This is a genomic window from Bhargavaea cecembensis, assembly GCF_000826125.2.
In the GTDB taxonomy this organism is placed as follows: Bacteria; Bacillota; Bacilli; order Bacillales_A; family Planococcaceae; genus Bhargavaea; species Bhargavaea cecembensis_B.
This window is the reverse complement of the sequence record NZ_LN651373.1, coordinates 1,000,568-1,016,694: the sequence shown is the minus strand read 5'-3', so window position 1 is coordinate 1,016,694 and position 16,127 is coordinate 1,000,568. Positions and strand designations below refer to the sequence as shown.

Genomic DNA, 16,127 nt, shown 5'->3' with positions numbered 1-16,127 from the left:
GCGTTATTTCTTCGTATATGCCTCATGCAGGACCGACAGTTCCCGTTCAAGAGAAGCCAGGATCTCACGGCCTTTGTCGCGGTCGATCAATCCGAGCTTCGTCGCAAACTCGATCTCCCGGGATAGTCCGAACATCTGTGTATCCAGCACTTCTTCATACAGAGGGCATTGCGGCATCGTCAAGTGGTCCATCTGGACTTTGATCAGCTGGGCGATCTTTTCCGCATCCGCCTGAAGAAGTTCCAATGCCTTTTCATGATACGCCGCCGGTTGCACATTAGTATCCATGAAACCGCCCCCATCAGCAGGTTTTCTTCCATCGTATATCTTCTAAAGTGTATCTTTTACGGAGACAAAATGCAAGCGGTCAACCAAGTTTGCCGGTCAATCCCCTTTTGTCCGGGCTCTATTCCCTGTATACTGGACATGCGACAATTTGGAGGAGGAATTCCATTGATCATCCCGATTAAAGGCAATGTTGACTATACGATCACCCTCGATCCCGGCACCTGGATCTTTGATGACCGGAAAATTGACCTGAACACTTACTTTACCGAAGTGCAGGAGGAGAAGGATGAACTCGGCGATTACGTCAAGGCGACATCCAAGCACTGGTCACGTGAAATCATGGAGGGGGCGACTTATCCGCCGACCCTCAAGACCGAGCGCAAATTCAAAAAGACCGAGCTGCTGAACGGCACCTTCGGCATCGTCCTTGAGCCGTTTCTGAAAAACGCGGGCATCAAGGAAGATGCACGCGAGGTTGTATTCGGAACGGCCGCAGGCGAAGAGCACCGGTTCCCGATCGAAGACGCATACCGGATGATCTTCAAGTTCAGTGAAACCGGCAAGCCCCTTACTGAGGACGGCCCGGCCTGGCTTTTGTTCCAGGACGGCTCCAATGCCGACGACCCGATCAAGGGCATCCGGTCCATCACAATCGTGTGAGGAGGAGTTCCGATGCTCGTAAAATGTGTTCTCTGTGACCGTGAAGGCGAAATTTCCGATGATGCACCGGAGGCCAAGCGTCTCCGGAACCGTCCGATCCACACATACATGTGCCCGGAATGCCATGACCGCATTTCCTCGAGAACAGCAGAACGGATCGCCACCGGCAAGTTCTGCTTCCGGCGGACGTCCGCCAGTGCCGAGGAGCGTTTCTGACTCGTCATCCGGTTTCTTTTGAAAGGAACTGTCCAAAAGTCAGCTCCCACTAGAAAAAAGCAAAAGCAAGGACTCTGGCCGCTTTCCGCGGGCCGGCCGTGCGGCATCCCGCCGGACGGCTTTTCCGCAGGAAGGCCTCCGGCGTCCTTGCTTTTTGCTGTCTCATGGAGCATTTCAATTTGGAATGAACCTGAATGAACCCGGTACACCTGTTTAACAGGCCGGTGCGTTGCGAAACAGCCTTGGCCGAAACGAAAAAAGATTCCACCGCCTCAAACGGGCGTGGAATCTTTTTCTTCATGCTTGCGGTCGAACATCCTGCGTGCTTTGTAGATGATGAGGATGAGCGCCGCGACTATAAGGCCTTCCACCATCGGCAGGAAGAATGCAAGGAAGGTGAGGACAAGGCATCCAAGGAACAGCGAGATATAAATCACCGCGTTCTGCCAAAGCTTCAGCTTCTTTGCAAACCCCAGATAGTATACGAGGGCGGAAAGGGCAAATACGGCCAGAAACAGGACATAGCCTGCAGATTCGGTGGATGGCATCGCCTCATAAATATAGCGGGCGATCGGCGACATCCTTTCGAAGACTTGCGCATCTTGCAAGACGGATCTTCCTTTCGGATGCGATTACGCCTCGGATTCGGCCATTTTCTTTTTCTTGGCGCTCCGCTCCCGCTCGTTCTTGTCGAGAAGCTTTTTGCGCAGGCGGATCGATTCCGGCGTGACTTCGCAATATTCGTCGTCGTTGAGATATTCCAGTGCTTCCTCAAGTGACAGGATGCGCGGTTTCTTCATCGTTGCCGTCTGGTCCTTCGTTGCGGATCGGACGTTCGTCTGTTGCTTCATTTTCGTGACGTTGACGGTCAGGTCGTTCTCCCGGCTGTGTTCGCCGACGATCATGCCGGCATACACTTCCGTGCCCGCCTCGACGAAGATGGTCCCGCGCTCTTCCACCTGCATTATACCATAAGTGGTGGCCGTGCCGTTATCCATCGAGACGAGGACGCCCTGCCGGCGGCCGCCGACACGGCCCTTCGACATCGGCTGGTAGGAGTCGAAAGTATGGTTCAGGATCCCGTAGCCGTGAGTCATCGTCATGAACTCGGTCGTATAGCCGATGAGGCCGCGTGCCGGGACGTTGAAGACGAGCCGGACCTGGCCGTTGCCGTTGTTGACCATATCGAGCATTTCGCCTTTCCGTTCACCGATCGATTCGATGACGGAGCCGGTGTATTGCTCCGGCGTGTCAATCTGGACGCGCTCGATCGGTTCGCAGCGGACACCGTCGATTTCGCGGACGATGACCTCAGGCTTGGACACCTGGAGCTCAAAGCCTTCCCGGCGCATGTTCTCGATGAGGATGGACAGGTGGAGTTCTCCCCGTCCGGACACGATCCACGCGTCCGGAGAATCTGTCGGATCGACCCGCAGCGAGACGTCGGTCTGCAGCTGGTGGTTCAGGCGCTCCTCGATTTTGCGGGCGGTTACCCACTTGCCCTCGCGCCCGGCGAACGGGCTGTTGTTGACGAGGAATGTCATCTGCAGTGTCGGTTCATCGACGTGAAGCGCAGGGAGCGCCTCCGGATGATCGACCGGGCAGACGGTTTCGCCGACGTCGATGTCTTCAAAGCCGGAAATGGCGACGAGGTCACCGGCGTAGGCTTCTTCGATTTCGACTCGCTTCAGACCCATGAATCCGTGCATCTTCGTGATGCGGAAATTCTTCTGGGTCCCGTCGTTTTTCAGCAGGACGACCTGCTGGCCGACATGCATCATGCCGCGGAACACACGGCCGATGCCGATCCGTCCGACATAGTCGTTATAGTCGAGAAGCGAAACCTGGAATTGGAGCGGCTCATTGCGGGTGTCTTCAGGAGCCGGGATGTTTTCGATGATCGACTCGAAGAGCACTTGCATGTTCTCTTCCTGGTCGGCAGGGTCCGGTGAAAGGCTCGCCGTTCCGTTGATCCCGGAAGTGTAGATGATCGGGAATTCAAGCTGTTCGTCATTGGCATCCAGTTCGATGAAGAGTTCGAGCACTTCATCGACGACTTCTGCGGGACGCGCGGCGTCCTTGTCGATTTTGTTCACGACGACGATCGGCTTCAGGTTCTGCTCGAGCGCCTTTTTCAGGACGAACCGGGTCTGCGGCATGCAGCCTTCATAGGAGTCGACGACGAGAAGGACACCGTCCACCATTCTCAGGATCCGTTCGACTTCACCGCCGAAATCGGCGTGTCCCGGAGTATCGAGGATGTTGATTTTCGTGTCGTGGTACTGGACGGCTGTATTTTTGGCGAGGATGGTGATCCCCCGTTCGCGTTCAATGTCATTGGAATCCATCGCACGCTCATCCACGTGTTCATTGGACCGGAAAATCCCGGATTGTTTCAGAAGCTGGTCGACCAAAGTGGTTTTGCCGTGGTCAACGTGTGCGATGATGGCGATGTTGCGTATATCTTGACGAAGCTCTGTCATGTTTTCACTCACTTTTCTGTTGCCGGATTTATAACTGTGTTATTATAACACATGATGGCCGTTTGTCATCTTTTAAATACGGCGAAGGCCGTTTTCCGGAGGGTTGGCCATGAAAAACATCAAATGGATATTCGTCCTTTATGCCCTCGCTGCACTCGCTTCGATGGTGCTCATCGGGTTTGCGATCGGTGCAAAGAGCATCCTCGGGATCATCGGGGCCATCGTGCTCCTGTGCGCCGTGATGGGCTTCGGTTTCAAGACCAAGAAGGCCATGCGCGACAAAGGCTATTTATAAAAGAACGGCGGATATTTAGAAAGAGCGGGCCTTCAAAAGGCGGCCGCTCTTTTTTGTTGATCGGATTCTTCAGATCTTCAGATCGATGTAATCCTTCAGGATCGTTTCATGAAGGCCGGGCCGGGCCGCGATGAACGTCCCTTTCGTGATCATATCGTTCTCCATCCCGCGGAGGTCGGTAGTCACGGCCCCCACTTCACCGACGATGACAGACCCGCCCGCGATGTCCCACGGGGCGAGCCGCATTGACATGTATGCATCCAGGCGCCCGGCCGCCACATGGGCGAGCTCGATGGCGGCTGAACCGTAAGAACGGGTCCCCCGGCACTCATTGACGAGCCGGGCGATCCGCTCATGGTCGACATAGCGGTTCGGGCATACCCAGCTTGCATTGACACCGATGATCGCTTCATTCAGCGGCGTCGGTTCGAGCTGCGGAAGGCGCTCGTCATTCCGGTAGGCGCCGCCGTCCCGGAAGGCGTGATAAAAATCATCCGCCATCACATCATAGATATAGCCGAGCATTCCGGCCCCGTCCGCATAGATTCCGAGAGAAATCGCGAAGTTCCGTTTCTGGTGGACGAAGTTCATCGTCCCGTCGATCGGATCGAGAATCCAGATTACCCCTTCAGAGGACTCCACCTGATCCCCGAACCCTTCCTCCCCGAGAATCCGGTGGTCCGGAAAGTCCCTCCGGATCCTGCTGATGAAGAACTGCTCGATCTCCCGGTCAATATCGGTCACCAGATCATTCGCATCCGCTTTCGTGTCGATATGGATCTCGCGTGCGAACGACAGGCGGATCCGGTGTCCCGCTTCTTTGATCAATGACTTGGCATAGCGGTCGATCATTCCCCAGTCCAATGGCATCCCCCTTCCGGCATGCCAGCAAGGCAAGCACTTCTCTCAATTATACCGAAAGGGGACCCGCTTCATCCATTCAAACCCTCGGATGAACCCGGATCCCCCCGTTTCCTGGCTGCTTCAAATAACTGCAAATGCATCGTATTTCTCCAGTTCAGCATGAATCTCCTTCAGTCGCTGTTTGCTTTTCTCCTGCTGTTTTTCATCCGATTGGCTGATGGCATCGTGCAGCGTGGCAAGTTCGTAGTCGAGTTCGAGGTTGAGCATATTCACATACTGCTTTTCAACGTCTGCTTTCCGGATCACATGGATGACTTGTTTCATGATGGGTACACCCTTTCGCGGAATTTTTTAGCCATCTCGCCTTGTGTATGCCGTGCGTTTTCAGGTCCGGCTGGTGAGATGCCCTGTTGGAAAGATTGTTCCCCCTTTTTTGCTACAATAAACGTATGAATGGAAAGGAGCGATCCTATGACCGGGATGAAATGGGAAGAAAAAGACTTTGACGTATTCAGCATCGACGGCCTGGAACCGAGGATGGAAGCACTGATCGAGAGGGTCCGGCCGAAGCTCGAAATGCTCGGCGGGCACTACGCCCACTACTTTTCCGCGGTGCTCGGCGAAGAATTCCATCCGCATGTCGCCAAGCATGCCAGACGGAAAGTGAACCCGCCGAAAGATACGTGGGTCGCGTTTTCGACGAGCAAGCGCGGCTACAAATCGCTGCCGCATTTTCAGATCGGGCTGTTCGGCTCCAAAGTATTTGTCATCATGGCGCTCGTCTATGAGCTGCCCGGGAAAGAAGAGATGGCAGACCGGCTGATCGGGGCTTCGGACCTGTTCGACGAGCTGCCCGGCAGCTTCATCGTTTCCGGAGACCATATGTCACCGGAGGCTTCACCCGTGCACGGGGACGGCGGCGATGAAACGATCCGGCTGCTCGAGCGGCTCAAGACGGTCAAGAAAGCCGAATTCCTCGTCGGCCGGCATATCCCGCGGGAAGAAGCGGTCCGGATGTCGGAAGAGGAATTTCTGGCGGCGGCCGAAGAAACATTCGACCGGCTCCTTCCGTTTTACCGGACTGTCACCGGCCGCGGATGAAAAAGCAAGGAGCGGAGGCTTAGGCCCCCGCTCCTTTTATGATCCGGTCATCCGGCGCATCCTTCAGCTGGCGGATGACCGGCCAGGCCGCGTAGCCGCTCGCCTCTTCGAACTCACCGAAGATTTTCTTCTCCCCGGATTTCGACGGTTCAATCTCCTTGAAGCGCCGGTAAGCCGCCTGCAGCTCATCCCGCCGGATTCCTTTTTCATATGCTTTCTCGATTGCCTCGAAAAACTTCACTGCGTCGATGATCTCTTCCGTCGTCCAGTCAAGCTGGAGCGGATATGAATACTCCATCCGGTTCCCCTCCTCAGTTCGCTCCGCCGCACCAGCGGGACCGGATCGCCCCGGCCTCCCCGGCCATCCTGTCGATCAGTTCGCGGACGGACGGGACGTCGCCGATCAGCCCGGCCACTTGCCCGGCCCATCCGTATCCCGCCTCCCCGTCGCCTTCATGGATGTAGCGGCGGTTCGCTTCACCGCTGATATAATCCTTCAAGGCTTCGTAGGTCGGCGTCTGTTCTTCGATATCCAGGATTTTGTCCGTCCAGCTGTTCGAGAGGGCGCGTGCCGGCGTGCCGAGCCCCCTCTTGATGACGGCCGTTCCGGTCTCATGCGCGGCGATCAGCGCNCATCATGGCGCTCGTCTATGAGCTGCCCGGGAAAGAAGAGATGGCAGACCGGCTGATCGGGGCTTCGGACCTGTTCGACGAGCTGCCCGGCAGCTTCATCGTTTCCGGAGACCATATGTCACCGGAGGCTTCACCCGTGCACGGGGACGGCGGCGATGAAACGATCCGGCTGCTCGAGCGGCTCAAGACGGTCAAGAAAGCCGAATTCCTCGTCGGCCGGCATATCCCGCGGGAAGAAGCGGTCCGGATGTCGGAAGAGGAATTTCTGGCGGCGGCCGAAGAAACATTCGACCGGCTCCTTCCGTTTTACCGGACTGTCACCGGCCGCGGATGAAAAAGCAAGGAGCGGAGGCTTAGGCCCCCGCTCCTTTTATGATCCGGTCATCCGGCGCATCCTTCAGCTGGCGGATGACCGGCCAGGCCGCGTAGCCGCTCGCCTCTTCGAACTCACCGAAGATTTTCTTCTCCCCGGATTTCGACGGTTCAATCTCCTTGAAGCGCCGGTAAGCCGCCTGCAGCTCATCCCGCCGGATTCCTTTTTCATATGCTTTCTCGATTGCCTCGAAAAACTTCACTGCGTCGATGATCTCTTCCGTCGTCCAGTCAAGCTGGAGCGGATATGAATACTCCATCCGGTTCCCCTCCTCAGTTCGCTCCGCCGCACCAGCGGGACCGGATCGCCCCGGCCTCCCCGGCCATCCTGTCGATCAGTTCGCGGACGGACGGGACGTCGCCGATCAGCCCGGCCACTTGCCCGGCCCATCCGTATCCCGCCTCCCCGTCGCCTTCATGGATGTAGCGGCGGTTCGCTTCACCGCTGATATAATCCTTCAAGGCTTCGTAGGTCGGCGTCTGTTCTTCGATATCCAGGATTTTGTCCGTCCAGCTGTTCGAGAGGGCGCGTGCCGGCGTGCCGAGCCCCCTCTTGATGACGGCCGTTCCGGTCTCATGCGCGGCGATCAGCGCATCCTTGTAGATTTCGGATGCATGGACGCATTCCTTCGTTGCGATGAACCGGGTCCCCATTTCGATTCCCTCCGCGCCGAGCGCCATGGCCGCCATCCAGCCGCGCCCGTCGCCGATGCCGCCGGACGCCACCACCGGAATGGTGACGCTGTCCACCACCCGCGGAACGAGCACCATCGTGCCGACATCGTCCCTTCCGAGATGGCCGCCCCCTTCCTGTCCGACGACCATGACGGCGTCCGCGCCGAGGCTCTCGGCCTTCTGGGCCTGTCGCACCGCGGCGACAAGGACGAGTTTCTTGATCCCCGTTCCGCTCAGGCGCTCGAGGATGGGCGCCGGATTCCCGCCGGTCATCGTGACGACGGGAACGTTCTCCTCCACCGCCACATCAAGCATGTGCTCGAACGGCCGTCCGTGCTGGCCGATCGCATAATTGACGCCGAACGGCTGATCGGTCATGGCCCTCACTTTCCGGATCTCTTCCCGGAGCTCATCGGGCCCCGGCAGGCTCATCGCCGTGATCTGTCCGAGCCCGCCTGCATTCGATACAGCCGCCGCGAGGTCCGCGTAGGCCAGATAGGCAAGGCCCCCCTGGATGATCGGATAGCGGACGCCCAGAAGCTCTGTCAGCCTTGTGTTCCACTCCATCGTCATTCCCCCTTTCGTCCATGATAACGCAGACCGCGGATAAGTTGAACCGGACCGGGATTTTCCGGTGACATTGTGTTTCTGCGGTGCTATAATTCCCCTTGAATTATGCAAGATGAGGAGGCAAACGATTGTCCCAGAAGGAAACCCCGCTATTTGATGCATTGCTTAAACACCGGGACCGCAATCCGGTCCAGTTTCATATACCCGGCCACAAGAAAGGACGCGGAATGGATCCCGAATTCCGGGAATTCGCAGGAGAGAATATCTTGTCCGTCGATTTGATCAACATCTCGCCGCTCGATGACCTGCACTCTCCGAAAGGCGCGATCCACGAAGCGCAGATGCTTGCGGCCGAAGCATTCGGCGCCGATTATACGTTCTTTTCCGTGCAGGGGACGAGCGGTGCGATCATGACGATGATCCTGAGCGTCTGCGAACCCGGCGACAAGATCATCGTCCCGCGGAACGTCCATAAATCGATCATGTCGGCCATCGTGTTTGCCGGGGCCATCCCGGTCTTCATTCATCCCGAAGTCGACCCCGAGCTCGGCATCTCCCACGGCATCTCGGCGGAGGCCGTCGAGACGGCGCTGGCGGCCCACCCCGATGCCAAGGGCCTGCTCGTCATCAATCCGACCTATTACGGCGTTTGTGCGGATCTTGAACGCATCGTCGAGATCACCCATTCATACGGAATTCCGGTCCTCGTCGACGAAGCGCACGGCGTTCATATCCATTTCCACGACCGGCTGCCCGTGTCGGCGATGGAAGCGGGAGCGGATCTCGCCGCGACGTCCGTTCATAAACTCGGCGGAGCGATGACGCAGGGCTCTGTCCTGAACCTCCGCGAAGGGCTCGTCAGCAGGAAGCGGGTCCAGTCGATTTTCTCGATGCTGACGACGACGTCGACGTCTTATCCGATCCTTGCGTCGATCGACTGTGCACGCCGCCAGCTTGCCGTGAACGGCCGGGAACTGCTGGACGAAACGATCCGTCTTGCCCGCGACACACGGAAGCGGATCAATAAGATCCCCGGTCTCTGGTGCCCGGGCAAGGAGCTGATGAGCAGCTCCGCATCATATGACGTCGATCCGACGAAGCTTCTCATCAGCGTGAAAGACCTGTCGATCACGGGAAGCCAGGCGGAAGTGTGGCTCCGCGAGCAGGCCAACATCGAAGTGGAACTGTCGGACCTGTACAACATCCTCTGCATCCTGACGATCGGCGATACGTCCCGCGAAGCCAGCCTGCTCGTCAACGCACTGAAGCGCCTCGCCGATACATTCGCGCCAGACGGCTCCGAATATCCGCCGTTCGTCACGCTGCCGGAGATCCCGTCCCTCGCCCTGTCGCCGCGCGACGCATTTTACGCCCGGACCGAGACCGTCCCGTTTGAAGAGTCGGAAGGCCGCATTTCCGCGGAGTTCATCATGGTCTACCCGCCGGGAATCCCGATCGTCATCCCGGGGGAGATCGTCACCCGTGACAACATCGACTACATCCGGATGAACATGGAAGCCGGCCTTCCCGTCCAGGGACCCGAAGACGACACGATCGGCTCGCTTCTCGTCATCCGCGAGCAGAAGCCGATCCTTTCCTGAACCCATGCCGAAAAAGCAGTTCCGCGATTGTGCGGAACTGCTTTTTGTCGTCCGGCCTGTCCGGTGAGGCCGATGCGGTCAGGTTGCTTAACATTCGGGGACGTTTGCTTAACATTCGCGCCGGTTTGCTTAACATTCGGGGGCGTTTGCTTAACATTCGCGCCGGTTTGCTTAACATTCGCCCGAAACCACCCCCTCGGGAGGTTGGAGCGTCAATTCTCCGGGAGCTTGATCGTCGCCGGGTCGATCAGCTCGTAGCCTTTTCCTCGCAGGCCGTCGATGATCTGCGGGAGTGCTTCGGAAGTCCACTCCCGGTCATGCATGAGCAGGTTCGCCCCGTTGTTCAGGAGCTCGGTGTTCACCATGATGTCCGCGAGCGCTGTCGCGTCCATGTAGTCCTTCTCCCAGTCGTAGCCGTATGTCCAGTTCATGATGAGCATGCCTTCATCGGCTGCGAGCTGCCGGCTGAAGTCGGTGTTCGAGCCGAACGGGGCCCGGAAGAACCGGGGCTTCTCGCCGATCGCTTCCTCGACGAGTTCATTGACACCGAGGATTTCTTCTCGCTGTTCATCTTCGGAAAGATTCTTCAGGTTGGCGTGCGTCATCGTGTGGTTGCCGATCGGGAAGCCCATGTCGTGGATTTCCTTCAGCAAGGCTTTCTTTTCGTCCGTGTTCAAGAAGTGCCCGTTCACAAAGAAGATCGCGGGTGCGTCTTTTTCTTTCAATGTCTTCGCAATATCCAGCGCATGCTTGTCAGGCGCGTCGTCGAATGTGAGGAGCGCGGCCTGCGGATCCGCATCGCCGATCGGCTGGAACGCCCATGTCGCTTCGTTCAGCTCATAGAGCGGCTCGGACGGTTCCTCTTCCGCGTCCGCCTCTTCTTCGCCTGATTCTTGATCAGCTTCGGCTCCGCTGCCGTCTTCCCCTTCCGGATCTTCCCCTTCGCCTTCTGCCGAGTCGTCCGCCTGTCCGCCGGCGGTGACTGTTTCTCCTTCGCCTGCGTCGGCAGAACTGTTGTCCTTGCTGCCGTCGCCGCACGCCCCGAGCAGGAGCAGAGCGGCGAGTGCTATGTACATCAGCCACTTCATCTTTCTCATGTTGTCCACTCTCCCTTCGAATTTCCAGTCTATCACGCACACTCCCGCCTTCGCAATGGACTCCGGCCAATCCGCCGGCTGAAGGAATCATGGCGGCTCAACATCTTTCGGCAACGCTTCACGCTGATTCAGCAACGCTTCTTCGATCTTCGGTTTTTACACACATTAAAAAGAGCTGCCCCGCCGGCCGGGTCGGCCTTCGGGACAGCTCTTCCGAGTGTTCAACGATTACTTCAGGATGTGGATCGGCGAGCCGAGGACGACTTCTGCCGCTTCCATGGAAATTTCGCCGAGTGTCGGGTGGGCATGGATCGTCATGGCGACGTCTTCCACCGTCATGCCGGCTTCGATGGCGAGGCCGAGCTCTGCGATCATATCGGATGCGCCGGTGCCGACGATCTGCGCACCGAGGAGCAGTCCGTCTTCCTTGCGCGCAACGAGCTTCACGAAGCCGTCGGTCGCATCAAGCGCAAGTGCGCGGCCGTTTGCGCCGAACGGGAATTTGCCCGCCGTCACTTCGTAGCCTTCGTCTTTCGCCTGCTGTTCGTTCAGGCCGACTGTTGCGAGTTCCGGATCCGTGAAGCAAACGGCAGGAATCGCCATGTAGTCCACTTCGGATTTTTCTCCGGCGATCGCTTCGGCTGCGACCTTGCCTTCATACGAAGCTTTGTGTGCAAGCTGAGGGCCCGGCACGATGTCGCCGATTGCGAAGATGCTGGACACGCTTGTCCGGCCTTGGCGGTCGACTTCGATCAGTCCCCGTTCTCCGAACTTCACGCCGGCTTCTTCAAGTCCCATCTCATCGGTGTTCGGACGGCGGCCGACCGTGACGAGCACGTAGTCGGCTTCGACTTTCTTCTCTTCGCCGCCGGCTTCGTATGTGACCGTTACGCCGTTCTCGGTTTCTTCAGCGCCTTTGGCCATGGCGCCCGTGACAATTTCAACGCCTTTTTTCTTGAGGCCTTTTTTGACGATTTGGGTCATCTGTTTTTCAAAGCCCGCGAGGATGTCTTTCGCGCCTTCGAGGATTGTCACTTCGGAGCCGAGGTTCGCATACGCGGAACCGAGCTCCGTGCCGATGTAGCCGCCGCCGATGACGACGAGCTTGCCCGGCACTTCTTCCAGCGACAGCGCGCCGGTCGAGTCGATGATCCGCTTCGAGAACTTGAACGATGGGATCTCAACCGGACGGGAGCCGGTCGCCAGGATGACGTTGTTGAATTTATAAGTCTGGGCGGATTTTTCGTCCATCACCCGTACTGTGTGCTCGTCGACGAAGTATGCTTCGCCCTTTACGATTTCCACCTTGTTGCCTTTCAGGAGGCCTTCGACGCCGCCCGTCAGTTTCTTGACGACGCCGTTCTTGAATTCCTGGGCTTTGGAGAAGTCGATTTTCGCGTCGGAAGTCGTGATGCCCATGGCGTCGGAGCCTTTCGCATCCACATAGCGATGGCCGACGGAAATGAGGGCTTTCGACGGGATGCAGCCGACGTTCAGACAAACGCCGCCGAGGCTTCCGCGTTCCACGATCGTCACTTTCTGCCCGGTCTGTGCAGCACGGATTGCCGCTACATACCCTCCTGGGCCCGAACCGATGACGAGTGTGTCCGTTTCAATTGGAAAATCACCTACTACCATTGTTTTACGCCTCCATTAGTAAAAGTTCCGGATTTGCGAGCAGCTTCTTGATATGGTTCAGCGCCTGCTGGGCCGTGACGCCGTCGATCATCCGGTGATCATAGCTCAATGACAATGCTAACATAGGAGCGGCCGTAATTTCACCATTTTTGACGACAGGTTTCTCCGCGATCCGACCGATTCCGAGGATGGCGACTTCCGGATGGTTGATGACCGGCGTGAACCACTGGCCGCTGGCTGAACCGAGGTTTGAGATCGAGATCGATCCGCCCTTCATTTCGTTCGGGGCGAGCTTGCCGTCACGTGCTTTCTCGGCGAGCTTGTTGATTTCATCCGAAATGGCGAAGACCGACTTGCGGTCCGCATGCTTGATGACCGGAACGAGGAGTCCCCGTTCCGTGTCCGCTGCGATCCCGATGTTGAAGTAATGCTTGTGGACAACCTCTTCCGTGCTGTCGTCGAACGACACGTTCAGCTGCGGATATTCACGAAGCGTGGAAACGAGCGCCTTGACGACGTACGGGAGATAAGTCAGCTTGATGTCCTGCTCCGCGGCAATTTCTTTGAACTTGCGGCGGTGCGCGACGAGCTCGGTCACGTCCACTTCGTCGAGGTGCGTGACGTGAGGTGCCGTGTGTTTGGAGTTGACCATCGCTTTTGCGATCGCCTTCCGGATCGGCGAGATCTTCTCCCGGGTTTCCGGGAACTCGCCTTCCGGAATGGCCTGTGCCGCAGCCGGCTGCTGTGCAGCTTCCTGCTGCACGGCCTCTTCCGCTGCAGGCGCCTGTTCTTCCTTTCCGGTTCCGCCGCTCAGGAACTGGTCGATGTCCGCTTTCAGAACGCGGCCGTTTTTGCCGCTGCCCTGGACTTCCCGGATATTGACGTCTTGTTCGCGCGCATACTTCCGAACGGACGGCATCGCGATGACGCGGCGGCCGTCTTTCTCTTCACCGGCAGACTGTGCGGGTGCCGATGGGACGCCTTCTTCTTTTTCCCCTTTCGGAGACTCGGCTTTGTCCACTTCCTGTCCGGATTCCATCGTCGATTGGACCTGGGATTCCGTCTCTGCCGTCCCGCCTTCGCTTTCATCGCTTTCATGGTCAGGAGAATCGATGCGGATGATGACGTCGCCGACAACCGCGACTTCCCCTTCCTGGACGAGCACTTCCTCGACTGTTCCGCCGACCGGGGACGGAATTTCGACAACAGCCTTGTCGTTTTGGATCTCACAGAGGGTATCGTCTTCCTCGATGGTGTCGCCTTTGCCGACAAACCATTTCACGATTTCCCCTTCGTGGATCCCTTCGCCGATGTCCGGCAACCGAAATTCATAAGCCACGCCTCTCACCCTTCCTTTCATTTATGATGATCAAAATTCAAGTACTTGTTTTGCAGTTTCAGCGATATCGTTCGCATCCGGGAGCCATGTGTTCTCTCCCTGCGCATACGGATAGACCGTATCCGGAGCGGTGACGCGGAGTACCGGTGCCTCAAGGCTCAGGATCGCGCGCTCGGTGATTTCTGCAACGACGTTCGCCGCGATGCCCGCCTGGCGCTGGGCTTCCTGCACGACGATCGCCCGGTTCGTCTTCTCAACGGAACTGATGATCGTTTCGACGTCCAGCGGCTGGACGGTCCGAAGATCGACCACTTCAACCGAGTGGCCTTCCTTCTCAAGGGCCTCCGCAGCTTTCAGGCTTTCACGGACCATCGCCCCGTAGGCGATGATGGTCAGGTCGGAACCTTCCCGTTTAACCGCTGCCTTGCCGAGCGGGATCGAGTATTCTTCTTCCGGAACTTCTTCCCGGAAGGATCGGTACAGTTTCATGTGCTCCAGGTAGATGACCGGATCCTCATCACGGATCGCCGAGATGAGCAGCCCCTTCGCGTCATACGGACCGGACGGAATGACCACTTTCAGCCCCGGCTGCTGGGCCATGAGCCCTTCCAGGCTGTCCGCGTGCATTTCCGGCGTTGCAACGCCGCCGCCGAACGGCGAACGGATCGTCACCGGCGCATGGAAATGGCCGGCAGTCCGGAAGCTCATCCGTGCGAGCTGGCCGCTGATGGAGTCCATCACTTCAAAGACGAAGCCGAAGAATTGGATTTCCGGCACTGGCCGGAACCCTTCCAGGGCCAGGCCGATCGCGAGGCCGCCGATTCCGGATTCCGCCAGTGGCGTATCGAATACGCGGTCTTCTCCGAATTCTTTCTGGAGGCCTTCCGTTGCACGGAATACACCGCCGTTGACGCCGACGTCCTCACCAAAGACGAGAACATTTTCATCGTTTTTAAGCTCAGTACGGAGGGCATCCGTAATGGCCTGGATCATCGTCAATTGTGCCATCGGTCACTTCGACTCCTTCTCTGTATAAATGTCGAGCTGTTCTTTTACGTTTTGAGGCATTTCGCCTTTGTACATGATCTTGAGGAAGTCGCTCACTTTCTGTTTCGGAGCGGCATCCGCCTGTTTGATCGCTGCTTTGATTTCATCTTTGGCGCGTTCGATCACTTCGTTTTCCTTCTCCTCATCCCAGAGACCTTTGCCTTCGAGATACTTGCGGAATCGGATGAGCGGATCGCGCTTTTCCCATTCGGAATCGGTTTCGGACGTACGGTAGCGGGTCGGATCGTCGCCTGCCATCGTGTGCGGACCATAACGGTAAGTCATCGTCTCGATAAGTGTCGGACCTCCGCCGTTCATCGCGCGTTCGCGGGCTTGTTTCGTCACTTCATAAACGGCGAGTGCATCCATGCCGTCGACGAGAATGCTCGGAATGCCGGCCGCCACGCCTTTCTGGGCGAGCGTCTTCGCAGCAGTCTGGAGTTCCCGCGGAGTGGAGATCGCGTACTGGTTATTCTGGACGAAGAAGATCGCCGGCGCATTGAAAGCCCCTGCGAAGTTGATCCCTTCGTAGAAGTCACCCTGCGACGTTCCGCCGTCGCCCGTGTACGTGACGACAACCGACTTTTCGCCGCGCTTCTGCTTGCCAAGTGCAACGCCCGCCGCCTGGACGTACTGGGCACCGATAATGATCTGCGGCATGAAAATATTGACGCCGTCCGGAATATCGCTTCCCTGGAAGTGTCCGCGGGACCAAAGGAAAGCCAGGTCGAGCGGAAGGCCGTGGAAGATGATCTGCGGAACGTCCCGGTAACCCGGAAGGATGAAATCCTCTTTCTCGAGCGCAAAATGCGACGCCAGCTGAGAAGCTTCCTGTCCGGCGGTCGGTGCGTAGAAGCCGAGGCGGCCCTGGCGGTTGAGCGAGATTGAGCGCTGGTCGAGGATCCGGGTCCAGACCATGCGGGTCATCAGCTCGGTCAGTTCCTCGTCTGACAGTCCCGGGTCCATCTCCTTGTTGACGATTTCCCCTTCCTCGTTCAAAATCTGGAACATTTCAAATTTCTCTTCGATCTCCCGGAGCGTCTGTTCCGGGTCAAATCGGTTTGACTTATTGGCAGCCATATTTGCAACTCTCCTCTTCTGTATTATCGGAACCCCTCTTGCCTATAGTACAACTTTTCTCCTGTGAATTATACAAGAACGGAAAAGACCGGTCAATCCAAGGATTTGAAAGCGCTTTTAGTATTAGTACACCTATCTCTTTTCGCTTAACTGTATTAATACATTAAC

General features: G+C 57.5%; 19 protein-coding genes and 1 pseudogene. 6 read left to right on the top strand and 14 right to left on the bottom strand.

Annotated features, from left to right (window positions below; genetic code table 11):
- Positions 1 to 3: 3 nt before the first annotated feature.
- Positions 4 to 288 (bottom strand): YlaN family protein, encoded by a 285-nt coding sequence (locus tag BN1189_RS10515; protein WP_040227917.1) that lies wholly within the window; start codon positions 286 to 288, stop codon positions 4 to 6.
- A 138-nt stretch (positions 289 to 426) separates the two neighbouring features.
- Between BN1189_RS10515 and BN1189_RS10510 the strand changes: the two genes are divergently transcribed.
- Positions 427 to 948 carry a hypothetical protein gene (locus tag BN1189_RS10510; protein WP_040227916.1) on the top strand — a complete coding sequence of 174 codons (522 nt, stop codon included), beginning with the start codon at positions 427 to 429 and terminating at the stop codon, positions 946 to 948.
- Positions 949 to 960: 12 nt separating this feature from the next.
- Positions 961 to 1,164, top strand: coding sequence for a YlaI family protein (locus BN1189_RS10505; protein ID WP_040227915.1), 204 nt, complete (start codon positions 961 to 963; stop codon positions 1,162 to 1,164).
- 272 nt (positions 1,165 to 1,436) lie between these two features.
- Here the strand turns inward: BN1189_RS10505 and BN1189_RS10500 are convergent, their stop codons facing one another.
- On the bottom strand, positions 1,437 to 1,745 hold the full coding sequence (locus tag BN1189_RS10500) for a YlaH-like family protein (protein WP_040227992.1): 309 nt from the start codon (positions 1,743 to 1,745) through the stop codon (positions 1,437 to 1,439).
- 51 nt (positions 1,746 to 1,796) lie between these two features.
- Positions 1,797 to 3,647 carry a translational GTPase TypA gene (typA, locus tag BN1189_RS10495; protein ID WP_040227914.1) on the bottom strand — a complete coding sequence of 617 codons (1,851 nt, stop codon included), beginning with the start codon at positions 3,645 to 3,647 and terminating at the stop codon, positions 1,797 to 1,799.
- 109 nt (positions 3,648 to 3,756) lie between these two features.
- On the opposite strand from typA, the gene BN1189_RS10490 reads away from it, so the two are divergent.
- Complete coding sequence (locus BN1189_RS10490; protein ID WP_040227912.1) at positions 3,757 to 3,942, top strand: YlaF family protein; 186 nt, start codon at positions 3,757 to 3,759, stop codon at positions 3,940 to 3,942.
- A 69-nt stretch (positions 3,943 to 4,011) separates the two neighbouring features.
- Here BN1189_RS10490 and BN1189_RS10485 read toward each other — a convergent pair whose 3' ends face one another.
- On the bottom strand, positions 4,012 to 4,812 hold the full coding sequence (locus BN1189_RS10485) for an inositol monophosphatase family protein (protein ID WP_040227911.1): 801 nt from the start codon (positions 4,810 to 4,812) through the stop codon (positions 4,012 to 4,014).
- 114 nt (positions 4,813 to 4,926) lie between these two features.
- Positions 4,927 to 5,130 (bottom strand): hypothetical protein, encoded by a 204-nt coding sequence (locus BN1189_RS10480; RefSeq protein ID WP_040227910.1) that lies wholly within the window; start codon positions 5,128 to 5,130, stop codon positions 4,927 to 4,929.
- Between the two features lie 147 nt (positions 5,131 to 5,277).
- Between BN1189_RS10480 and BN1189_RS10475 the strand changes: the two genes are divergently transcribed.
- On the top strand, positions 5,278 to 5,907 hold the full coding sequence (locus BN1189_RS10475; RefSeq protein ID WP_040227909.1) for a YktB family protein: 630 nt from the start codon (positions 5,278 to 5,280) through the stop codon (positions 5,905 to 5,907).
- Positions 5,908 to 5,926: 19 nt separating this feature from the next.
- Here the strand turns inward: BN1189_RS10475 and BN1189_RS10470 are convergent, their stop codons facing one another.
- Together BN1189_RS10470 and BN1189_RS10465 are read right to left on the bottom strand one after the other, a co-directional pair.
- The gene (locus BN1189_RS10470) at positions 5,927 to 6,205 is read right to left on the bottom strand and encodes a UPF0223 family protein (protein WP_040227907.1); all 279 of its coding nucleotides are present in this window, start codon (positions 6,203 to 6,205) and stop codon (positions 5,927 to 5,929) included.
- A 13-nt stretch (positions 6,206 to 6,218) separates the two neighbouring features.
- Positions 6,219 to 6,539, bottom strand: a pseudogene (locus BN1189_RS10465) (nitronate monooxygenase); the annotation flags it as partial.
- Between the two features lie 5 nt (positions 6,540 to 6,544).
- Between BN1189_RS10465 and BN1189_RS10460 the strand changes: the two are divergent.
- Positions 6,545 to 6,874 carry a DUF1054 family protein gene (locus BN1189_RS10460; protein ID WP_052455812.1) on the top strand — a complete coding sequence of 110 codons (330 nt, stop codon included), beginning with the start codon at positions 6,545 to 6,547 and terminating at the stop codon, positions 6,872 to 6,874.
- 19 nt (positions 6,875 to 6,893) lie between these two features.
- Here the strand turns inward: BN1189_RS10460 and BN1189_RS10455 are convergent, their stop codons facing one another.
- Both BN1189_RS10455 and BN1189_RS10450 read right to left on the bottom strand, forming a co-directional pair.
- Entirely contained in the window at positions 6,894 to 7,172 is a 279-nt protein-coding gene (locus tag BN1189_RS10455) for a UPF0223 family protein (protein WP_040227907.1), read from the bottom strand.
- A gap of 13 nt (positions 7,173 to 7,185) precedes the next feature.
- Entirely contained in the window at positions 7,186 to 8,154 is a 969-nt protein-coding gene (locus BN1189_RS10450; RefSeq protein ID WP_040227906.1) for an NAD(P)H-dependent flavin oxidoreductase, read from the bottom strand.
- Positions 8,155 to 8,285: 131 nt separating this feature from the next.
- Between BN1189_RS10450 and BN1189_RS10445 the strand changes: the two genes are divergently transcribed.
- Entirely contained in the window at positions 8,286 to 9,758 is a 1,473-nt protein-coding gene (locus BN1189_RS10445; protein WP_040227905.1) for an aminotransferase class I/II-fold pyridoxal phosphate-dependent enzyme, read from the top strand.
- A gap of 212 nt (positions 9,759 to 9,970) precedes the next feature.
- Here the strand turns inward: BN1189_RS10445 and BN1189_RS10440 are convergent, their stop codons facing one another.
- The 5 genes from BN1189_RS10440 to pdhA all read right to left on the bottom strand — a co-directional run bounded on the left by BN1189_RS10440 (position 9,971) and on the right by pdhA (position 15,959).
- Entirely contained in the window at positions 9,971 to 10,855 is an 885-nt protein-coding gene (locus BN1189_RS10440; protein ID WP_040227904.1) for a polysaccharide deacetylase family protein, read from the bottom strand.
- Between the two features lie 228 nt (positions 10,856 to 11,083).
- Positions 11,084 to 12,493: a dihydrolipoyl dehydrogenase gene (gene lpdA, locus BN1189_RS10435; protein WP_040227903.1), complete on the bottom strand. Its 1,410-nt coding sequence runs from the start codon at positions 12,491 to 12,493 to the stop codon at positions 11,084 to 11,086.
- Positions 12,494 to 12,497: 4 nt separating this feature from the next.
- Positions 12,498 to 13,832 (bottom strand): dihydrolipoamide acetyltransferase family protein, encoded by a 1,335-nt coding sequence (locus BN1189_RS10430; protein ID WP_040227902.1) that lies wholly within the window; start codon positions 13,830 to 13,832, stop codon positions 12,498 to 12,500.
- A 30-nt stretch (positions 13,833 to 13,862) separates the two neighbouring features.
- Positions 13,863 to 14,840, bottom strand: a complete 978-nt coding sequence (locus tag BN1189_RS10425) for an alpha-ketoacid dehydrogenase subunit beta (protein WP_040227901.1) — start codon at positions 14,838 to 14,840, stop codon at positions 13,863 to 13,865.
- Positions 14,841 to 14,843: 3 nt separating this feature from the next.
- The gene (pdhA, locus tag BN1189_RS10420; protein WP_040227900.1) at positions 14,844 to 15,959 is read right to left on the bottom strand and encodes a pyruvate dehydrogenase (acetyl-transferring) E1 component subunit alpha; all 1,116 of its coding nucleotides are present in this window, start codon (positions 15,957 to 15,959) and stop codon (positions 14,844 to 14,846) included.
- Between the last annotated feature and the right edge of the window lie 168 nt (positions 15,960 to 16,127).

Coding starts and splice junctions, on each gene's coding strand:
- BN1189_RS10500 (WP_040227992.1), bottom strand. CDS start 1,745: ATGTCGCCGATCGCCCGCTATATTTATGAGGCGATGCCATCCACCGAA.
- BN1189_RS10485 (WP_040227911.1), bottom strand. CDS start 4,812: ATGCCATTGGACTGGGGAATGATCGACCGCTATGCCAAGTCATTGATC.
- lpdA (WP_040227903.1), bottom strand. CDS start 12,493: ATGGTAGTAGGTGATTTTCCAATTGAAACGGACACACTCGTCATCGGT.
- BN1189_RS10470 (WP_040227907.1), bottom strand. CDS start 6,205: ATGGAGTATTCATATCCGCTCCAGCTTGACTGGACGACGGAAGAGATC.
- typA (WP_040227914.1), bottom strand. CDS start 3,647: ATGACAGAGCTTCGTCAAGATATACGCAACATCGCCATCATCGCACAC.
- BN1189_RS10510 (WP_040227916.1), top strand. CDS start 427: ATGCGACAATTTGGAGGAGGAATTCCATTGATCATCCCGATTAAAGGC.
- BN1189_RS10515 (WP_040227917.1), bottom strand. CDS start 288: ATGGATACTAATGTGCAACCGGCGGCGTATCATGAAAAGGCATTGGAA.
- BN1189_RS10475 (WP_040227909.1), top strand. CDS start 5,278: ATGACCGGGATGAAATGGGAAGAAAAAGACTTTGACGTATTCAGCATC.
- BN1189_RS10480 (WP_040227910.1), bottom strand. CDS start 5,130: ATGAAACAAGTCATCCATGTGATCCGGAAAGCAGACGTTGAAAAGCAG.
- BN1189_RS10460 (WP_052455812.1), top strand. CDS start 6,545: ATGGCGCTCGTCTATGAGCTGCCCGGGAAAGAAGAGATGGCAGACCGG.
- BN1189_RS10455 (WP_040227907.1), bottom strand. CDS start 7,172: ATGGAGTATTCATATCCGCTCCAGCTTGACTGGACGACGGAAGAGATC.
- BN1189_RS10505 (WP_040227915.1), top strand. CDS start 961: ATGCTCGTAAAATGTGTTCTCTGTGACCGTGAAGGCGAAATTTCCGAT.
- BN1189_RS10450 (WP_040227906.1), bottom strand. CDS start 8,154: ATGGAGTGGAACACAAGGCTGACAGAGCTTCTGGGCGTCCGCTATCCG.
- BN1189_RS10490 (WP_040227912.1), top strand. CDS start 3,757: ATGAAAAACATCAAATGGATATTCGTCCTTTATGCCCTCGCTGCACTC.
- BN1189_RS10440 (WP_040227904.1), bottom strand. CDS start 10,855: ATGAGAAAGATGAAGTGGCTGATGTACATAGCACTCGCCGCTCTGCTC.
- BN1189_RS10425 (WP_040227901.1), bottom strand. CDS start 14,840: ATGGCACAATTGACGATGATCCAGGCCATTACGGATGCCCTCCGTACT.
- pdhA (WP_040227900.1), bottom strand. CDS start 15,959: ATGGCTGCCAATAAGTCAAACCGATTTGACCCGGAACAGACGCTCCGG.